Source organism: Lyngbya confervoides BDU141951 (assembly GCF_000817775.3).
Lineage (GTDB): Bacteria > Cyanobacteriota > Cyanobacteriia > Thermosynechococcales > Thermosynechococcaceae > Lyngbya > Lyngbya confervoides.
On record NZ_JTHE03000044.1, the window covers coordinates 1 to 17,778 of the forward strand.

The following is a 17,778-nucleotide window of genomic DNA, read 5'->3' on the forward strand; positions in this document are numbered from 1 at the left end:
CTCAAGCAAGCGTATACCCTGCGTGAGGAGTTAACCCAGATTTTTGAGCGTAATTACACGAAAAGGGGGGCCAAATGTGCCATCCGAGCTTGGTGCAAACGGGTGCGCAATAGCGACCTGGATGAATTTGAGAGTTTCATGAGGACGGTGGACACGTGGTTAGACTTCATCACCAATTACTTTTTAGAAGGATGGTCCAGCGGCTTTGTGGAGGGCTTTAATAATCGAGTGAAGGTTCTCAAACGGCGGTGCTACGGCATCTTTGATGTGGAAACAATGTTCCAACGACTCTCACTCGACCTCGATGGATATGAGAAGTTCGGCTTTACCTAGCAACCACCACATTTAGGGGGTACCACGGGAATTCCGGGAGATCCTTAAATCTTCCACCAGATGGCAGCATACCTATCCTGGCCATTGACGGTGTACCCATCCACATGCGTTAAGCGATACCCCTGTCCCACCAGCTGATCAAAGGTTTGCTGATATTGAGCTGCACTCATCCCATGGCGCGCTTGCCAGGGAAAACTACCTGATTTAATCCAGATTGCGGCATATCTGGCTTGACCGTTTTCCTCATAACCCGTGACATCTGTGAGGCGATACCCTTGAGAAACGAGTTGATTGAACGTTTGTTGGTATTGAGCCGCACTCATCCCATGGCGCGCTTGCCAGGGCGTCCCTCCCCCCTTAATCCAAATGGCAGCAAATCTGGAGTTACCGCCAATAGAATATCCATTGATGTGCACTAAGCGATATCCTTGACCGACTAGCTGGTTAAAGGTTTGCTGATATTGAGCCGCGCTCATCCCATGGCGTGCTTGCCAAACCGTATTAGGATCTCGTTTCTGCCAAAAAGCGGCATAGCGATCTGTCCCATTCACCTCATACCCACTGACATCAATTAACTGATAACCCTGACTGACATACTGATCAAATTTTTGCTGATATTGAGCTGACGTCATATTGTGATGCGCAACCCAGGGCGATTGGGCGCTGGAGGACTGATTCCAAAGCGCAGCAAATCTTGGCTGACCATTCACGGTATAGCCACTCACATCTGTCAAACGGTAGCCGTTACCCACGATGGTATTAAAGTTATTTTGATACGACGAAGCCGTCATGCCATGGCGTGCGATCCATGCGCCACTAGCAAAAGCGCTACTGCACCACAGCGGCAAAAGTGCCGTCGCCAATAGAGACCAAGAGGCCCGCTTAAAAAAGATATTCATGTTTATCTCCTGATACGTTCGGTGGATCGCTTCGTGGGGATATCGAGCGCTATCCAATGATTGAACGAAGTGTTGTTGTAGAACCGAAATGGGGCTAACTCAACCTAGGTCGGTGTAGTCCATTATCGGATCGCCACTGTGCATTGCGGGTGATTCATCCCGAGAGTTTCCAGTGACACTTATCACTCAAGCTTCACTCAAGCCTCACTCAAGCGAACAACCCTTATCTAGGAGATAAGGCCCAGCCCGATCGCCCAAATATCCACCCTTGATCAGATCGCAACGTTGCTGATTAGTATTGTCTTTTGGGCCTCGTTTCCACTTATAGTATCGTTTCCACATTTAGTTGGGAAGCGATCGCCTTCTTCTCCTTTGGATTGGGTCCCTGGCTCACTGGATTGCGGCGATGGCCAGGAAGCCTGTTACTGGCGAAATCTCTCAGGTAGGGTTTGTTAGGGCGATCATCGCCCTTGCTTGCTATCTGAAAACCTCAGACCGCACAGGGGTCATTGCCCCTGCTCCAGGGTTGCCAAACCCATGGTTCGAGGCACCCCAATCTCAAAGCGTAATTTTTGTCCCCAGCACAGCCAGAAACTTGGCCAACCAGTCAGGATGGGCAGGCCAAGCCGGGGCCGTGACCAGGTTGCCGTCCACGTGGGCTTGGTTCATCGGAATCTCCATATACTGACCCCCAGATCGGGTAACATCTGGAGCCAGGGCTGGGTAAGCCGAGCAAGCTTTTCCCTCTAGGACTCCAGCTGCGGTCAACACCTGGGCACCATGACAGATGACGGCCATGGGCTTTTGGGCCTGGGCAAAGTGTCGGACCATCTCCAGCACCCTTGAGTTTAGGCGAATATATTCCGGAGCCCGACCGCCTGGAATCACCAGTGCATCATAGTCTTCGGCCCGCACCTCAGCAAAGGTGGCGTTGAGTTCAAAGTTATGGCCGGGTTTTTCGCTGTAGGTTTGGTCCCCCTCAAAGTCGTGCACCGCAGTGCGGATCTGGTCGCCCGCTTGCTTCTCGGGGCAAACGGCATGAACCGTGTGGCCAACCATGATCAGCGCCTGAAATGGCACCATCACCTCATAGTCTTCCACGTAGTCGCCCACCAGCATAAGAATTTTTTGGGCTCCCATTGCACTGCTCCTTTCAACGATGGGTTCACTGGTCCTTGGTTTCGGATCCCCCTTGATGCCGTTGAAGGGCAACCGGATCAGGATCCTTGGCTTCAAAAAGTCCCAGCAGGGCCAGGAACTCTAGAATAACGCCATTGGTCCAGCCAAACCCAATTTCGTTGGAGCTGTAGCCAAAGAGAATTTCGTCGGAAACCTGGGCGGAGCAGCGCTCCACATCGTATTTTTCAAAAATATTGCCCGTGCGTCCAAATTCTGCGCTGACCAGATGCACAAACTTAGCCGCTAGGCGGTGGGCCTCCGGGTGGTAGCCATAGCGCGTAAGGCCCTGTACGGCAAAAAACTGGAGGGGAGCCCAGCCAAAGGGCGCATCCCATTGATTCCCGGAAACGTGGGTACTGGTGAGTAATCCGCCGGGGGCTTCAAAGTGGACCAGGTTTTGAGCCACCCGCTGCGCCTGCGCTTGGGAAGCTAATCCAGCCCACAGGGGCATAAAGGTCGTGGCAAACTTGTAGGGGCGGCGATGACCGCTGCGGAAATTGTAGTCAAAGTACTGGCCCGCCGCTTCATCCCAAAGAAACTGATTCACTAAATGCTGACGCCGGGATCCTTGATCCTCCCAATAGGCCACCTGATCGAGATGCTTAACCTGGCGATGCATCCAGGCGATATCTTGCTCCATTTGATAGAGCAGCGAATTCAGGCAAACCGGTGCATAGTGAATAATGTCCACGCTAAACGGCCCAAAGCGATCGCTGATATCGAACCCCGACTCGCGCATGGATCGATCGCCCTGATAGAACAGATCCGTGAGCTTGTCTGCCTCCGCATCGTAGTAAAGCCGCACATCGTAAGCGGTGACGGGGTGCTGTTGGTAATAGGCCCGGACGCGATCATAGTGAGTTTGCCCCTGATCATCTTTTTCTGAGGCTAAGACCTCAGGAGCAGGGCCATGACCCAGGGCATGGTAATGGGAAAGCCCCGTGGCAGGATTGAGGTGCGGGGGGACGGTCCAATAGGAATAGTAGCGCTCCACGGCGGGCAGCAAGGAGTGCAGCCATTCCAGATCGGGCCTGGCCCGAAAGACGGCCCGAATCATGGGCGTGAGCAGGGGGGGATGGGATCGGTTGAGCATGTAGGTGCGATTGCCGTTGAGGACGGTCCCGTAATGCTCTATCTCGTAGATCAAAAGTGCCACCATGCTGTGAGCTAGGGCGTATTCCCCATCTCGAAGCAGCCCTAACACAATAAAGTAGCTATCCCAACCATAGAGTTCATTAAAGCGCCCTCCAGGCACCACGTACTCCTGGGGGAGATAGAGCAAGCCGTGTTCCTGCAGATTATCGATTTCTGCGGGCAGAATCTTGAGATCAATCTGACTCAGTTCGGCCGCCGTCAAACTTTGGGCTAAACTTGCCTGAACCTGCTGAAAATTTTCTCGCTGGGAGATGTAGATTATCCAGGGCCTTTGTGGATGATACTCCACCTTGGGATCTTGAGCTGCGGCCAGCAGATGGACTTGGCTGCGGGTGAGCACCCGCCAGGTATCCTGAATATAGGCTCGCAGATGATTAATTTGGTCAGGGGTTGGTAAGGGGAAGGGAGGGGGAGAAGTCACAGGTCAGGGCTTGGAAGTAGGGAACTTAGGCGGTGACCCAGAGAGCCACGGGAAACTGGTTGAGGAGTTGCCCCACCGGAAGGGTTGCCCCTCCAGAGATCGATTGCTGGCTAAACACATCTTGCCACTGGGCCGGATAAGGCTCCGGCATCTCCAGGATTGTGTTCCCCCAAACGGCTTCCCCCAGTGGGAAGGTGCCGGGTGGCACGATTTGCGTCAAAAAGCGCGGCACTACCGTCATGGCCTGCTGGGTTCCATCACGGCGCACAAAGGCAATGATTTGATCGGCGTGATCCCCAACCACCTTGATTGGCAGATAGTCGCCATCTTGAAACACATTCAGAAACTGGGAGCGCGCCGCTAATGCCGTGGCCATCAAAAACAGCTTGATACGACCATCTTCAGGATAGTGGATCAAATTGTCTAACAGGGCTGGGCGATCGCGATCCGCCCACCGCTGTAACTCCTGGAGTTCGTGACGACGGTGATGATAGTCCACCGGACGGCGGTTGTCAGGATCCACCAGGCTAAGATCCCACATCTCGGTGCCTTGATAGATGTCGGGAACGCCAGGAGCAGTCAGCTTAATTAATAGCTGAGAGAGCGAGTTTTGCATGCCATAAAAGGCGATTTTTCCTTGAAACTCGCGCAGTCGCTTAAAAAATAGGTTGTCATCTCTGGGATCGAGGAGACGATCGATAAACGCTAAAAACCCCTCTTCATAGTCCGTGTCGGGGCGCAGCCAGGCGGTATGCACCTTAGCCTCGCGAACCGCCTTAATCACGTAATCCCTCAGGCGCTGCACCAGGGTCTCTAGATCGAAAGGTTCAAAGGGCCAAACTCCCACCAAGGTCTGGTAGAGAAAATATTCATCGTTGGCATCGGGAATCGTGCCCTGCTTGTGGGGCTGGTTCATGACCTGCCAGTCCAAGACTTCCCGTTTCCACTCCTCGGGTAGTTCCGAGAGGACGTTTAACCGCGCGCGCACATCTTCGCTGCGCTTGGTGTCATGGGTGGAGGTGGCGTTCATAGAATAGGGCCAGTAGGCCACTTGATGCTGATTAAAGGCATGAAATTCAGGCAGGGTAACGCCGAAGTGGTCTGGAGATCCGCCCACTTCATTGAGGGATAGAAACCGATGATAGATGTAGAGCAGCGTGTCCTCAATGCCCTTGGCCATGAGCGGGCCGGAGAACTGCTGCATCCGCATGACAAAATTCACCCACTCTGCTTGTTCTGCCGCCGTCAGCCAATCCTCGTGCTCCAGTAGCATCAGCTTGCCAATAAAGTCGAGCTCGTTGGTATAGTTGGGCACGCGTCGCTTGGCAGCTTGGATCACGCGCAGAATATAGGTACGGTTACGTTCATTAAGGCCGTCGCCCGTAATATAGGTTCGGTAGATGGGAAATAGCACCAGCACTTCTACAATGGCACGCCGTAATCCAATCAGCGTAAAGTCACTGGCATAGCGATAGCGGCTGGCAATTCGCTTGAGCTGGTTGGCCAGGTTCTCGATATCACCGGCCAGATTTTTGTCCGCAATCAGCCGCTTACACTGCACTGCCAGGGTTTCGTAGGATTGGGTTTGACCGGTGAAGGTCTGATAGATTTGGCTGAAGGCAGCAGCATGATCGCTGCGACAAAAGATGCCGTTGACCTGATTGAGAAACTCATAGCCCGAGGTGCCCTGCACCGGCCAGCTTTCGGGTAAGGTTTCACCCGGCTCTAGAATTTTTTCAACGGTAATATAGAGATTCCCCAGATGCTGCCGCAGTCGATCTAGATATTGCTGTGGATTATAGAGTCCATCAATGTGGTCAATGCGCACTCCCGTCACCGCTCCTTGATCCACCAGGGATTGAATGAAGCGGTGCGTTTGTGCAAAGACCTGCGGATCCTCAATACTGACGCAGATCAGCTCATTGACGGTAAAGAAGCGGCGGTAGTTCAGCTCTTCTGCGCCCACCTTCCAATAGGAGAGGCGAAAGAACTGGTTAGAGAGCATCTGGTGGAGCAGGTCAAAGTCAGCCTTAGCATCAGGGTCGGGATTGGGAGATTCAAGGGGACTCGAAGCATCAGGATCAGGAGATTCAAAACCGTCAGACGCTGTCTCCCGCATTGTCTGGGGCGATCGCCCATTAAACTGAGCAAGATTTTGGTCTATAAAGGTCTGAATATCCTGGTTAGACTGGTACAGATCCCAGAGAATTCCCTTCACAAAGGCCACTTGGTCTCGATACTGTTGACCGCAAGTTTCCGCGATGGCGCTGTTGAGCAGATAGAGAATCCCCAGTAGCTTAATAAAGTCGGGGTGTTCTCGCCCCAGAGTTTGCTGGATCCGATCTAGATCATGGGTGATGATCTGCGTATAGGATTCAATCCGCAGCGGCAATCGTAGATCATAGTAGATAATGCTCAGTCCTGAGGCATCATACCGGAGCTGTAGATCCCCCCTCTCTAAACAGCGCCCGTAGAAATCCCCCAGCAGGGGAGCGAGGACCTTCCCTTGAATATCTGTATAGGGATGCTCCCACTGAATATCAAAAAACTGGTAGTAGTCAGAATTCGGGCCATATTCCAGCACATCCATCAAGAACGCATTGTCGCTGTCGTAGGCCATGTGATTGGGAACAATATCCTGAAGCCACCCTAACCCGTGGGATTTCAGGGACTGGTTTAATTGCTCAAAGGCCGCTTGGGCAGCCTCCTCTGTACCGTCCGCTAGTTCCGGATTCAGCCTTTGAGGATCAACGATATCATAGCCGTGGGTACTACCCTGCCGGGCCTTGAAAATGGGCGAAGCATAGAGGTCGGAAATCCCAAGCTGGGCCAGGTAAGGAACAATCGCTTCGGCATCGCTGAACTTAAAGTCGGGACGGAATTGGATACGGTAGGTGGCGGTGGGAACTCGCATAGCACACACAGAAGCAGGATAAATAGAACAGGAGGAACCGAGATGGCCCCGATGGGGGGATCTAGGGCTGTAGGAGATAAAGGCCCACGCTATGGGGTTGCAGCGAGAGGGCGGCCCCAGGACTTAGACATTCGGGTAGTTGAGAACCAGGGCCTTTCCAAGCTGGATCGGCGGAATCCAGGTGCTTCTGTCCGGGAAATCTGGAGACCTGGGGAATGGTCACAGGGGTGGAGTTCCAGTTCATGGCCAGCAGCACCGCATCCTGGCCGTGGAATCGATGTACGCTTAACCAACGATGCTCCTCATCAAAGCGGACCTCCAGGGCATCGCGGTCAAAATTTTGCAGGGGGGACAGCGATCGCCGCAGCCCAATCAGGTGACGATGATAGTTCAGCAAAACCTGATGGTGGCCTTGGGTGCGAGTGTCCCATCGCAGCAGGGACCGAGTAAAGGTGTCTGGGGCGGCGGCATCGGGAGGCTCGCCTGCGCGATGAAAAGCGGCAAATTCCTGCTGGCGCCCCTCGCGCACGGCCTGGACTAAGGCGGGGTCAGCATGGCTGACAAAATAGAAAAAGGGAGCCTCCTCACCGTACTCTTCCCCCATAAACAGCATGGGAATCCCTGGAGCCAGCAGCACCGAGGCTGCCGCCAGTTTGAGCGCCTCAAAGCTCACGATGTGGGACAGGCGCTCTCCCAGCATCCGATTGCCGATTTGATCGTGATTTTGGGCATAGATAACAAATTGGGAGGCGGGGCGATCGCTCACATCGTTGCCGTGATATCGTTTGCGTACTGGGGAATACTGTCCGCTGTAGACAAAGCTCGATTGCCAGGCCTGCGCAAGCTGATCCATGCGGCCAAAGTCCTGATAATAGCCCTGCGTCTCGCCCGTGAGTAAGGTGTGTACGCAGTGATGAAAATCATCGCACCACTGGGCATCCATCTGGAAGCCCCCCTGAGTCCGAGGTCGCAGCACCTTGCTATCGTTGAGGTCGCTTTCGGCAATGAGATAGTAGGGACGTCCCTGGGACTGGGCAAAGGTCTCCACCGCTGCAGCAACGCGGGCCAGAAAGGGCTGGGCACCGAAGTCGTAGATTGCATGGATGGCGTCCAGTCGCAGGGCATCAATATGAAACTCACGCAGCCAATATAGGGCGTTTTCAAGAAAATATTGATGCACTCCGTTGCTATAGGCATCGTCAAAGTTGATGGCTCCCCCCCAAGGTGTTTTGTACCGTTCTGTAAAATAGGGAGCAAAATCGGCCATGTAGTTTCCCTCCGGGCCAAAGTGGTTATAGACCACATCCAAAATGACGGCAATGCCTTGCCGATGACAGGCATCCACCAAGCGCTTGAGTCCCTCAACGCCCCCGTAGGAGTTTTGAACGGCGTAGGGATAGACGCCGTCGTAGCCCCAGTTACGGTAGGCTTGAGGACCCTGGGCTTTTTCATCTCCAGGAAACTGACTCACCGGCATGATCTCCAGGGCATTAATGCCAAGGTCCGCCAGATCCGCTAGCCGGGGAATAATGGCCTCGAAGGTTCCTTCGGGCGTAAAGGTGCCCACATGCAGCTCGTAGCAAATGTAGGACTCCAGGGGAATATTGGGCCAGGCGTGATCTTGCCAGGGGTAAGTGCGGTGGTCAATGACCTGCGATCGCCCATGGACTCCTTCGGGCTGGTAGCGCGCCGCAGGATCCGGGCGGACTAAGTCTTGGTTCAACCGGAACGTATAGAGGGTTCCCGGCGGCACAGCGTCGACGACCGCTTCCCAGTACCCCAGGGGGCGAGGCTGCAGCGGAATCTCGCGATCCACGTCCTGCCCCCTAGGGTCCCAAAGTTGCACTGACAGCGACTGGAGGAAGGGCGCCCAGACGGTGAACCGACACTGACTGTGGGCCAGGGGAATTGCACCAACCTGGATACCTATGCTGCTCATAATCAGGACCGCAACGTTGTTTCCCAGAAAATCGGCAGGATCAAGATCCAGCGGACCCGTTCTGCGATGGAGATAGAAGACTTACCCAACAAACATAGAGATCTCAAGGTTTGAACTCATCCTCCGCTGGGCAGAAAGCCTCCCTCCCTCGCTGGTGGGTTGACGGTCTCCTTGGCTGCGACTGTTCTCTGTTCCGGTTGAACCCGCGATCGGCTTGACCCCAAACCACCTTGACCCCAGCGCAACCTGACCCCAGAGGAGCCAGGGCGGTGCAAGCTAGGTCCAGTCAGCTTCAAGTTAGGTTCAAGGCACCCCGTTGGAACAGCTGGCTGCGCTGCTTTGCATCGAGTCCCTGAACATCGGAGAAGACCGCCCCTTCCACCTGACAGGTGGAAAAATCCACCCCGGACAAATTGGCTAGCTCAAGAACCGCCTCTCGAAAATCGGTGCCATCCAGGGTCGCCCCCCGCAAATCAGCTCCCTCTAGCTGAGCCCCATAGAAGGAGGTCTGGGTGAGATTGGCCCCCTGCAGATCAGTTTGCTGCAGTGAACTGTGATCAAAGCTGGCGTTAAACAACAGCGCGTTACGCAGGCTGGCCTTATCAAAACTGGCGGCCACCGCATCGGCATAGCTGAGGTCTGCCCCGCTCAGATTGGCCTCAATAAACTGCGATCGCTGGAGGACAGCGGCGGTCAACTCAGCACCCATCATCTCCGTTCCATTCAGGCGGGCCTCAGTGAGAATGGCCTCTGCCCAGACTGAGTCGGGAAACCGGGCAAGACAGAGATCCGCCCCCTGCAAATTGGCTGCCTTGAAGCAAGTCTGGCGGCCCTGGCATTCTCCAAAATCACTCTGCTGAAGCAGCGCCTGACTCAAGTTGGTGCGATCTAGCTGAGTTCCATGAAACCGGGTGCCCCTGGCGAAGACCCCCTGGAGCTGAGCATCGGTGAGCAAGGCCACATTCATCTTTGCGCCCGTTAGTTGCGCCTCTTGCAAGTTTGCCTGGGTGAGATTGGCGTGAATGAGGGTGGCATTTTGGAAGTTTCCGCCAGGACAGTGAATGTTGCTTAAATTGGCATGACGGAGATAGGCCCGTTCGAAGTTAGCTCCAGGAATGTCCGCATTGGGGATAGCCAAATAGCTTAACTCTTCATTCTGGAGCGATCGCCCTGTTTGAATCAGCGTCAGAACCTGTTCAGGGGTCAGTAATGTCATGCAATCTCCCTCATCATAGAGGCATCCTAGGTTTTGCAGCGGTGTTGGGGCAGCGGTGTTGAGGCCTGAGCTTAACCATACTCTGGACCCCCCAGAAAGGCAATGACCTGGATCGTCCCCAGGAATCCAGCCGGACTGCGATCATTGCCAGATATTTGTAAAATTAGATACAGAAGCTTAGGATCGAATTTGTCCCTTTGAATTTTCCCCCTTAAATTTACCCCGTTGACAGGATCATGGAATGGCACAGCTAACCCCTCAGGAGGTTCTCTCTCATATTCAGGCGGGACAATCCCTCGCTCGGGCAGAGCTGAGCACCATTAATTTGCAAGGGACGCACCTCAACCACGCTCAATTTGTCGATGCTTACCTCCGAGGAGCGAAGCTGGCACAGGTCTCTGGCCGAGGCGCAAATTTTTCAGGCGCAACCCTCATTCTGGCAGACCTGGAGCGCGCCAACTTGGATCTGGCACAGCTCAACCAGACCAACCTTACCCAAGCCAATTTAGCGCAGGCCCGACTCGGTCGGGCCCAGGCCCTGGAGGCTCGCTTCTATGGGGCGATTCTGGACCAGGTGCAAGCCAACCAAGCTCTGCTAGACAGGGCCAACCTGCAAGCCTGCCAGGGGCCTCAGGCCCGCTTTAAAGAGGCCTCTCTCTGGCAAGCCGATCTGCGGCAGGCCAACTTTAGTCAGGCCAGTTTTCAAGGATCCGATCTGCGCCGCGCCCAATGTCAACAGGCCACCCTGGCTGGGGTTGCCCTAGTCAATGCTAATTTTGAAGGCGCCAACTTCCAGCAGGCAATTTTGATGGGTGCCAATCTCAGTGAATCTCTCGGGTTCAAGGCGAATTTTCAGCAGGCAGACCTGACCGGAATGACCGCTCGACAAGCCCAGCTCGATTGGATAGAGGGCGGGAATGCTAGTTTTGTGAATGCAGACCTGACTCAGGCCTCGCTGTTTGGGGCCACCCTCGAAGCCGCCCGCTTCACAGGGGCGAACTTCGCCGGGGCAGATTTACGGCTGGCCAACCTGGAAAGGGCCGACCTGCGAGAGGTTTGTCTGGTGGACTGCAAAGTTCGCGGAGCCCTGTTCACCCAAGCCCTGGGCCTCACGGCAGATCAGCGCCGCTGGCTGCGATCCCAGGGGGCTCTCAATGTCAGCCGGGACGGCTAATCTGGGATAGGTCCGCTTGGATGAGAGGCGGGGAACGAGAGGCGGGGAATCAAAGACTGGGATCGAGCAAGACTGGGATCGAGCAAGACTGGGATTTAGCCATGCGGGGCTAGCGATCAGGGCTTTGCCAGATCACATCAGCGATGGCCTTGTCTTGCCTGGCCGCATCCAGGGGAGGATTGAGCAAGACTATTTTTTGCTGAAGCTGGGGACCCAGGCGGCGCTCCACTCGATCGGGAATACCGTAGCCATACACCACATGGCCCTGTCCCGCCAAAACCACCACCGTGTGATCGGGGTTGGCCTGCCGGAACTGGCTGATATTGGCCGCCATGGTTTCATCCCAGATGACCTGAGCGGTGAAAAAGTGATCAAAGTTGAAGGTCCCGTGGCCGCCATGGCCGCCAAAGGCTTGCCTCACGTACTGACGATAGGCTGCGTTACTGGTATCAATCTGGTCCTGGGGGGGGATGTAGGTCCAATCCTCAGGCTGAAGCGACTCCAGGCCCTGCCGGGCGACCTTCCGGACCACCTCCCTCGGAGCATTTAAGGCCAGTACCGGAATCTTTTGGGCCTGGGCAAAGCGCAGAATGGGGGCATAGAGTTCCCAGGGAAAGCCCCAGCGGGTTTCATATTCCGTGCCTGCCACCAGATCGGCTTCACTAATCTCGCCGGCAATGTAGCGATCCAGCACGGGCTGAAAGGGGCGCTGAAACATCTCCATGGCGATCGCCAGGTTGGGATTCTGCTGATGGAGTGCCTGCACAATCGCCAGCTGAGCAGCGTGGTCTGCGGTGCTGTCATGGCGCTCACCTAAATAAATCACGTCGGCCTGTTGCAGCTCAGCAAGCATGCCCTGCGGGGTAGTTTGTACCGGCACTTCCACCGCCATGGAGGCATCCTGAGGACGCTGGCAGGCGAGGACTCCCAGGGAAAGACCCAGGGTGAGACTGTAGAGTAGGGCGAGAAGTTTACGGGAGGTCAACACAAACCAGGAATTTGACGTTTTTTAGAGATCGGGCTGCTGAACAATAGCGTAGAAGACCAGACCCATCACACTCCCCAGGATAGCAGCCGTGGGAGTACTACAATGGACCGCCAGCAGGAGTGGATAGCTGATGAGACAGAACAGAGCAGCCAGACCCACGGGCGTCCAGAGAAAGGAGATAAAGTCCACAGTTCTCTCTAGCAACTCCAGGAACTGGAGAAATCGATTGAGTATTGTTAAACGCATTCGCTATACCTCTCCAAGATGACGATAAAAAGAAGATCAAAATATGTTTAGGGGGTTTCCATGGGACCACGTCCATTGAGCAATAACCATTGGGGATCAACGGGAGTCCCCAGTTCAAGGAGGAGAGGCGGAGATGAGGCGACGAATCTGCTTGGTCAGGATGGCTTCTGGAACAATTCCGACCCAGGACTGAACCAGCGAGTGATCTGCTTCCAGGAGGGCCAAGTGCGGAACCCCAGTCGCGTGGAACTGCTGAATTTGCTGACGCCATTGGGGGTCATCAATATTGAGCATAACAAAATCAACTTGGGAACTAAACGCTTGGTGCAGGGACTGCAGAGTCGGAGCCAGGGCGCGACAGGATCCGCACCAGTCGGCATAGAACTCCACTAGGGTGGGCCTTGAATTGGCGATTGCCTCAGCATAGGGAACAGACTGCTGCACTAGGGCCTGCTGAGCCATCAGTTCAGCCACCGGCGAGATCCCGGCCAGGGCCGAGGGGGCAGGTAGTCCCAGGCCTAACATCAGGACAATCAGCAACAGCGCGCGCGGGATCTGGGCAAGGCGCCGCAGCCCCGTAAATCGAGGGTTGATCCTCCGTCCCATCCCCATTCCCTCCTCAAGCTTCCCAGGAAGATTTCCTGTGTCTGGTTCCCCGCCTCTGCCATCCTCTCCTGGCCCATGTATCACTGTCCTGCTCAACACGGGATCACTGGTAGTAATAAGCCAGCAGGATGTGAATCACCAGCATTACCATAAACAGACTCACCAGGAAAATATGACTGGTGAGCCAGAGCGATCGCAGTCCCCGAATCAGGGGTCCCTTGGTCAGCGGTCGACTCAACCCTGGCCACCGCCCAAAGTAGCTCCGGGATGACTCTAGAATGCCCGTTTCTGCCACAACCCCCATCAGAGCCGTCAGCGTGACGCCAAAGAAGACCCAGAGAAACAGGGCGTTGAAGTTCAGTCCCGTAGATCCCAGGGTATGAATGAGGACCAGGCCCACCAGGGCCACACCGCTGAAGATATGAACATTTCTCCAGAGGCGGATAGACCCAGGCACCTTGAGGCGCATGGGCCAGGTCCGTCCCCGCTTGCGCGCCGTTAGCACCAGCTCCAACAGCACAAAAAACAGCGAGCTAAACCCCGTGATTTGCTTGTACAGTTCTCCGCGCATCCAGAAATGGAGATCAACCGATCGCGATCGTAGAAAATTGAGATAGAGGGGACTGAGGGCAAAGGGCAGCAGGAGAAGGGCCGTTAGCAGGGTCAGCGCGATGAGAACCTTAAATTGGGGCTGAAGGCCCGGCTGAGACCGAGGCGATCGCGCTTTGAGATCTCCCCCAGAGGGCGAGGAAGCCCTAGGGGGAGAGTCTGGAGAGGACTGATGAAAGGAGGACAGGGAGTCAGGCATAGCCAGAATTTGATGGGCAAAACCAAGCAGGCAAGCGAAACAGATCAGATCAGCAGAACAGAGAAGACTCCAGAAAAGGCTCAAGAGAAAAGCAGGAGACCTCGGTTGTGAACGTAGGGTGAGATCTCCCAGCTAGGTCGAGGAGAAACTGTCCGTTAAGCCTGATCCAAGGGAATATTAATAATAATCCCGCCCATCACTTCGTCCATTGTGAACACTTTGTCTGGGTAGCGCTCCTTGTGGACCGGGTGGGTATTGTGGCAAGTGACGCAAGCCTCAGCCACCGCTTTATCCGGATAAAGGGCTGAGAAGTACTTCTGCCCCCCCACCTCTTGATATTCCTTGTAGGGTTCGCCATTGGCAATCACCGCATCCATGGCGGTCTTCTCAAAATCACTTTTAGGGGCATGGTTATCATTGATATACCAGGGTGAAATGAGATTGTAGGTGAAAAACCCAGACTCGTTGGCGATTTCCGATCCCAGACGGAACATTTGAGCGGGAAGCGGTATCCCATCCGTTTGCTGCCAGCCTTCTGTGGCTTCAATGTTGAGAACCCCGTCTGCCTTTGCCTTCCCCTCCAGGGTTTTGGATCGGTTCACCACATGTTTCGTGTAAGCGGTGCGGTCAGCGGCCATAACAGTATGGATATAGTCGGCCACCAGGTCAGGGGCAATTCCCCCCGTGGCGGCAGGGCCACCCCCTGAACCACTACAGGCCACAACCGTCACAGACACCGAGAGAAGAATGGCCACAAAGGCAACGGTCCGAGTCTTGAGGGTTTGCATCCATCGTTCAAGCCTAGACATAGACATATGAAGTACTCCTTACGCGGGGAATTGAGGTGTTGCCTAAGAGGTAGGCAACTGTTTGTAGTGACGAACTCGGGATTGACGACGCTAGGGCGATTGAGTTCGGCGCTGCTCTAGCTTTCGGACTAACTCAAAGGTGGGCATGGAAGCCGTGGGCGGCTGATCGAAGTTGGCTTCAACCAGGGCGTCGTCAAAAATGCTGTTATAGCTGTATTCCACCCCATGGCAGTTCATACAGACCTCCTTCACCATGCGATCGCGGGGCAGCAGCGTGTAGGTGTTGTTATGATTGACAAGCGTGACTGGGGCTGTGCCCTGCTGCTGCTCATGTCGGGGAAGATGACAGGTGGCACAACTCACCGATGCCTGAGTGGGGCGCGATCGCAGCCGATCCTGGGCAAACAGCTCTGCATGTTTGGAATTCTGATAGTTCAGGGAATGACGGTCATCATGACAGCTTAAACAGCTATCCACCGCCGCCACCGTTGTTTGAACTGAATGTACATCATGACAACTATTGCAGTTCATCGGTGTATCCAGAGCTACCGACTTCATGGGAAGTCTGGCCATTGCCGGGGTCAAAGGCCTCTGGCCTTCCAGGAGACGAATCCCGTGCTTGCCGAGCAGAAAGGTATCAACAGCCTGTTCATGACAGGATTGACAACTTTCGTAGCCAGGCTGGGCGACAAAGGAATGGTCCGTCTGGGTTTGGTGGCAGCTAGAGCAATTCACCTGATTGAGGGCATGGGCACTCTCCTTCCACTGTTGGGTAACGTGATCAACCTGGGCTGCGTCAATTCCGAGGGCGGTCTGGGGAACCCCACCCCAGAGGAACCCGCACAGCAGCAGAGCGATGAGCCTGTTCCAGACCCTGGGAGTCATGTTCCACCTCCCAGAAACTCCTGCCGCAGGTCCGGGGCCGGGGCTTGATCCAGGGGGGAGGATATCCCCCGATTGGGAACAGTCTGCACCGGGAGCATGGGCGGCTGGTCCAGGTTCTGCCGTAAAAAGCCGGTGGAGATCGATCGATGATCGTGGAAGTTATGGCAGCCCGCTGTCCAACAGCCCTCTGCGGCAAACCCATCGTGACTCTGTAAATCTCCAGTAATAATCCCTTCGTGACAGGCCATGCAGAGATCGGGCTGAAGGTGCACGCCCCGCCCAAACATATGCACATGCTCGTTGTGGCAGGTGGTACAAGTCAACACCTCTAGCTTGCTCAGTTCGCCAGCCCAGCGGGGATCTCGAAATTTCTTCGCCCCATGGACATCTTCCTGGAGTTCTGCTTCGTGACAGCGGGTGCAGGTTTCATTGCTGACTGGCTTGAAGCCGTCATGGCAAGACTGGCAAGATCCCTCAAACAGGTGATGTCCCACGGAAGTTTCGCCGGGAAGAAAGATTTGCCTTTGGTCCAAGGCAAACGCCATTGCCACCCACAGCACCATTGCCAAACAAGTCAACGCGATCGCCACTTTGAGACTCCAGAGGGATTGCCAGGTGAAAGTTCCTCCCCGTTTCATCACCATTTAGCGCATCCTCCACAAAGGGCGGGTCAAAGCAGCACCAGCAGCAAGGCAAGAATGCCCATGGTGCCCGCGAGTCCGGCAATAATGGGGATGGGATTAGGTCCTTGCAGGGAAACAGAATCCGGCGAAGCAGTCTCTGGATCTGTCGTGGGGGGCACATGCCCGTTCGTGCTAGGGCCAAGATCGACCGATTCCTGGGAATAATCAGCCCCCTCCAGCATGACCTCGGTAATCACGCCATAGGCCTCAACCCAAGCTTGCCTAACCTCAGGGGTCCAGTTTTGCCCGATCATTTGCGCGAAGGTCTTTAGGAGGGTATTTCCCACCAAAGGATAATGCTCGGGAAGGGCGCCATACTTCACATGACGGGCTCCTAGCCCTTTCAGTGCGGAGGTTAAAGCCTCTGGATTCTTGAGATTTTCCACCACGTACACCAGGGAGGCAATCAGCTTTTTGCGCTGGGCCGGTAGATCTGTACTGGCAAACAAGGGCTTGGCGGCGGGATAATCCGTAAATAGATTTTCATAGAACTGGATGGCAAAGGCATCGGCCTGGGGGGCAACCAGGGCAAAGCTCTCCGTTAATAGCTTGACCTTGAGCGCGGCTTCCTCCGACGCCGGTGCTGATTCGAGGGCAATCTCTTGATGGCTATAGTCAGCCCCCTCTAACATAACTTCGGTAATGACGCTGTAGGCATCGGTCCAGGCCTGCTGGATGTCTGGAGTCCAATCTGCTTGCAAATATTGCCGAAAGGTTTTGAGAAGGGTGTTCCCCACTAGGGGGTAATGCTCCGGGAGCGCCCCATACTTGACGTGCCTGGCACCCAAGCCTTGCAGCACCTCTACTAAAGCTTCGGGCTGGCGCAGATTCTCCACGACAAAGACCAGGGAGCTGAGCAGCTTTTTACTTTGCTCCTGAAGATTGGTCGTCGCGAATAAGGGTTTCGCCTCGGGATAGTCCTGAAATAAATTCTCGTAAAAGCTGGCCGCAAAGTCACTGGCCTGGGGCGTAATCTTGGCAAAACTCTGCTCTAGAAGCTCCACCTGTAGCGCCTTCTTTTGCGCGGATTCGCTGGTGTCTGACGTCATTTTCCTCTCTCCTGTTCTTGAATCTGGCTTCAAATCCCTCCTAAACTGTCAGCGAAAAATTGATCCTCAATCTTGGCAATATATCGCCAAAATTCTGAGATGCTGGCCCCATAATCTTCTAAAATCATGGGTTTTGCTGAGCTAAATAAGATCCTGAAGCCGTGAAGATCTATGCACCTAAAGCTGCCTCTGATTATGAGAAATAAATCATTGATGCTCACTGTCAATTTCAATACACTTTTCTAGATCAAGCTTCAAAATGAACAAACTTAATAGAGCTATAATCTTTATTCAGTCAATGATTTAAGAGCTGCGTGCTAAATCTCTAAAATAAAGCTGAAGATTAATTTACTCGCTTGTAAATCAGGAAGATTTAGCCCAAAAATAAGAGCTGAATTCGTCTAATTCCGTATTTAAAGCTACAAAATAAAAATAAGGATGCTGTTTTTGCGAAGTTATTATGCAGTTCTTGAA

General features: G+C 54.4%; 16 protein-coding genes. 2 read left to right on the top strand and 14 right to left on the bottom strand.

Features of this window, described 5'->3' with window-relative positions; all coding sequences use genetic code 11:
- A partial coding sequence (locus tag QQ91_RS07100; RefSeq protein WP_166274437.1) for a transposase occupies positions 1-333 on the top strand: 333 nt, incomplete at its 5' end.
- Positions 334-377: 44 nt separating this feature from the next.
- On the opposite strand, the gene QQ91_RS07105 is transcribed toward QQ91_RS07100, so the two are convergent.
- The 6 genes from QQ91_RS07105 to QQ91_RS07130 form a co-directional block, all read right to left on the bottom strand.
- Positions 378-1,232, bottom strand: coding sequence for a hypothetical protein (locus QQ91_RS07105; RefSeq protein ID WP_166274439.1), 855 nt, complete (start codon positions 1,230-1,232; stop codon positions 378-380).
- A gap of 558 nt (positions 1,233-1,790) precedes the next feature.
- Positions 1,791-2,372 carry a DJ-1/PfpI family protein gene (locus tag QQ91_RS07110; RefSeq protein WP_166274441.1) on the bottom strand — a complete coding sequence of 194 codons (582 nt, stop codon included), beginning with the start codon at positions 2,370-2,372 and terminating at the stop codon, positions 1,791-1,793.
- 25 nt (positions 2,373-2,397) lie between these two features.
- Positions 2,398-3,987, bottom strand: a complete 1,590-nt coding sequence (locus tag QQ91_RS07115) for a trehalase family glycosidase (RefSeq protein WP_166274443.1) — start codon at positions 3,985-3,987, stop codon at positions 2,398-2,400.
- A gap of 25 nt (positions 3,988-4,012) precedes the next feature.
- Complete coding sequence (treY, locus tag QQ91_RS07120; RefSeq protein WP_166274445.1) at positions 4,013-6,901, bottom strand: malto-oligosyltrehalose synthase; 2,889 nt, start codon at positions 6,899-6,901, stop codon at positions 4,013-4,015.
- A 61-nt stretch (positions 6,902-6,962) separates the two neighbouring features.
- Complete coding sequence (gene treZ, locus QQ91_RS07125; RefSeq protein ID WP_201277036.1) at positions 6,963-8,840, bottom strand: malto-oligosyltrehalose trehalohydrolase; 1,878 nt, start codon at positions 8,838-8,840, stop codon at positions 6,963-6,965.
- Between the two features lie 292 nt (positions 8,841-9,132).
- Positions 9,133-10,056, bottom strand: a complete 924-nt coding sequence (locus QQ91_RS07130) for a pentapeptide repeat-containing protein (RefSeq protein WP_166274447.1) — start codon at positions 10,054-10,056, stop codon at positions 9,133-9,135.
- 241 nt (positions 10,057-10,297) lie between these two features.
- Between QQ91_RS07130 and QQ91_RS07135 the strand changes: the two genes are divergently transcribed.
- Positions 10,298-11,230: a pentapeptide repeat-containing protein gene (locus tag QQ91_RS07135; protein ID WP_166274449.1), complete on the top strand. Its 933-nt coding sequence runs from the start codon at positions 10,298-10,300 to the stop codon at positions 11,228-11,230.
- Between the two features lie 109 nt (positions 11,231-11,339).
- Here QQ91_RS07135 and QQ91_RS07140 read toward each other — a convergent pair whose 3' ends face one another.
- The 8 genes from QQ91_RS07140 to QQ91_RS07175 all read right to left on the bottom strand — a co-directional run bounded on the left by QQ91_RS07140 (position 11,340) and on the right by QQ91_RS07175 (position 17,304).
- A complete protein-coding gene (locus QQ91_RS07140) occupies positions 11,340-12,218 on the bottom strand; it encodes a ChaN family lipoprotein (RefSeq protein WP_250833283.1) in 879 nt (292 codons plus the stop codon).
- A gap of 21 nt (positions 12,219-12,239) precedes the next feature.
- On the bottom strand, positions 12,240-12,464 hold the full coding sequence (locus QQ91_RS07145) for a hypothetical protein (protein ID WP_166274451.1): 225 nt from the start codon (positions 12,462-12,464) through the stop codon (positions 12,240-12,242).
- 114 nt (positions 12,465-12,578) lie between these two features.
- The gene (locus tag QQ91_RS07150) at positions 12,579-13,070 is read right to left on the bottom strand and encodes a thioredoxin domain-containing protein (protein ID WP_166274453.1); all 492 of its coding nucleotides are present in this window, start codon (positions 13,068-13,070) and stop codon (positions 12,579-12,581) included.
- Positions 13,071-13,173: 103 nt separating this feature from the next.
- Positions 13,174-13,878 carry a hypothetical protein gene (locus tag QQ91_RS07155; protein ID WP_236095847.1) on the bottom strand — a complete coding sequence of 235 codons (705 nt, stop codon included), beginning with the start codon at positions 13,876-13,878 and terminating at the stop codon, positions 13,174-13,176.
- Between the two features lie 155 nt (positions 13,879-14,033).
- Positions 14,034-14,687 (bottom strand): Tll0287-like domain-containing protein, encoded by a 654-nt coding sequence (locus tag QQ91_RS07160; RefSeq protein WP_201277060.1) that lies wholly within the window; start codon positions 14,685-14,687, stop codon positions 14,034-14,036.
- 90 nt (positions 14,688-14,777) lie between these two features.
- A complete protein-coding gene (locus QQ91_RS07165) occupies positions 14,778-15,572 on the bottom strand; it encodes a cytochrome c3 family protein (protein ID WP_166274457.1) in 795 nt (264 codons plus the stop codon).
- Positions 15,569-16,216 carry a cytochrome c3 family protein gene (locus QQ91_RS07170; RefSeq protein ID WP_236095848.1) on the bottom strand — a complete coding sequence of 216 codons (648 nt, stop codon included), beginning with the start codon at positions 16,214-16,216 and terminating at the stop codon, positions 15,569-15,571. Before QQ91_RS07170 ends, QQ91_RS07165 begins: the two co-directional genes overlap by 4 nt.
- Positions 16,217-16,242: 26 nt before the next feature.
- A complete protein-coding gene (locus QQ91_RS07175) occupies positions 16,243-17,304 on the bottom strand; it encodes a globin family protein (protein WP_166274459.1) in 1,062 nt (353 codons plus the stop codon).
- Positions 17,305-17,778 lie beyond the last annotated feature (474 nt).

Bases quoted from the DNA above. Each gene is read 5' to 3' on its own strand.
- QQ91_RS07105 (WP_166274439.1), bottom strand. From the start codon at position 1,232: ATGAATATCTTTTTTAAGCGGGCCTCTTGGTCTCTATTGGCGACGGCA.
- QQ91_RS07155 (WP_236095847.1), bottom strand. From the start codon at position 13,878: ATGCCTGACTCCCTGTCCTCCTTTCATCAGTCCTCTCCAGACTCTCCC.
- QQ91_RS07145 (WP_166274451.1), bottom strand. From the start codon at position 12,464: ATGCGTTTAACAATACTCAATCGATTTCTCCAGTTCCTGGAGTTGCTA.
- QQ91_RS07110 (WP_166274441.1), bottom strand. From the start codon at position 2,372: ATGGGAGCCCAAAAAATTCTTATGCTGGTGGGCGACTACGTGGAAGAC.
- QQ91_RS07130 (WP_166274447.1), bottom strand. From the start codon at position 10,056: ATGACATTACTGACCCCTGAACAGGTTCTGACGCTGATTCAAACAGGG.
- QQ91_RS07160 (WP_201277060.1), bottom strand. From the start codon at position 14,687: ATGTCTAGGCTTGAACGATGGATGCAAACCCTCAAGACTCGGACCGTT.
- QQ91_RS07150 (WP_166274453.1), bottom strand. From the start codon at position 13,070: ATGGGACGGAGGATCAACCCTCGATTTACGGGGCTGCGGCGCCTTGCC.
- QQ91_RS07170 (WP_236095848.1), bottom strand. From the start codon at position 16,216: ATGGTGATGAAACGGGGAGGAACTTTCACCTGGCAATCCCTCTGGAGT.
- treY (WP_166274445.1), bottom strand. From the start codon at position 6,901: ATGCGAGTTCCCACCGCCACCTACCGTATCCAATTCCGTCCCGACTTT.
- QQ91_RS07165 (WP_166274457.1), bottom strand. From the start codon at position 15,572: ATGACTCCCAGGGTCTGGAACAGGCTCATCGCTCTGCTGCTGTGCGGG.
- treZ (WP_201277036.1), bottom strand. From the start codon at position 8,840: ATGAGCAGCATAGGTATCCAGGTTGGTGCAATTCCCCTGGCCCACAGT.
- QQ91_RS07135 (WP_166274449.1), top strand. From the start codon at position 10,298: ATGGCACAGCTAACCCCTCAGGAGGTTCTCTCTCATATTCAGGCGGGA.
- QQ91_RS07175 (WP_166274459.1), bottom strand. From the start codon at position 17,304: ATGACGTCAGACACCAGCGAATCCGCGCAAAAGAAGGCGCTACAGGTG.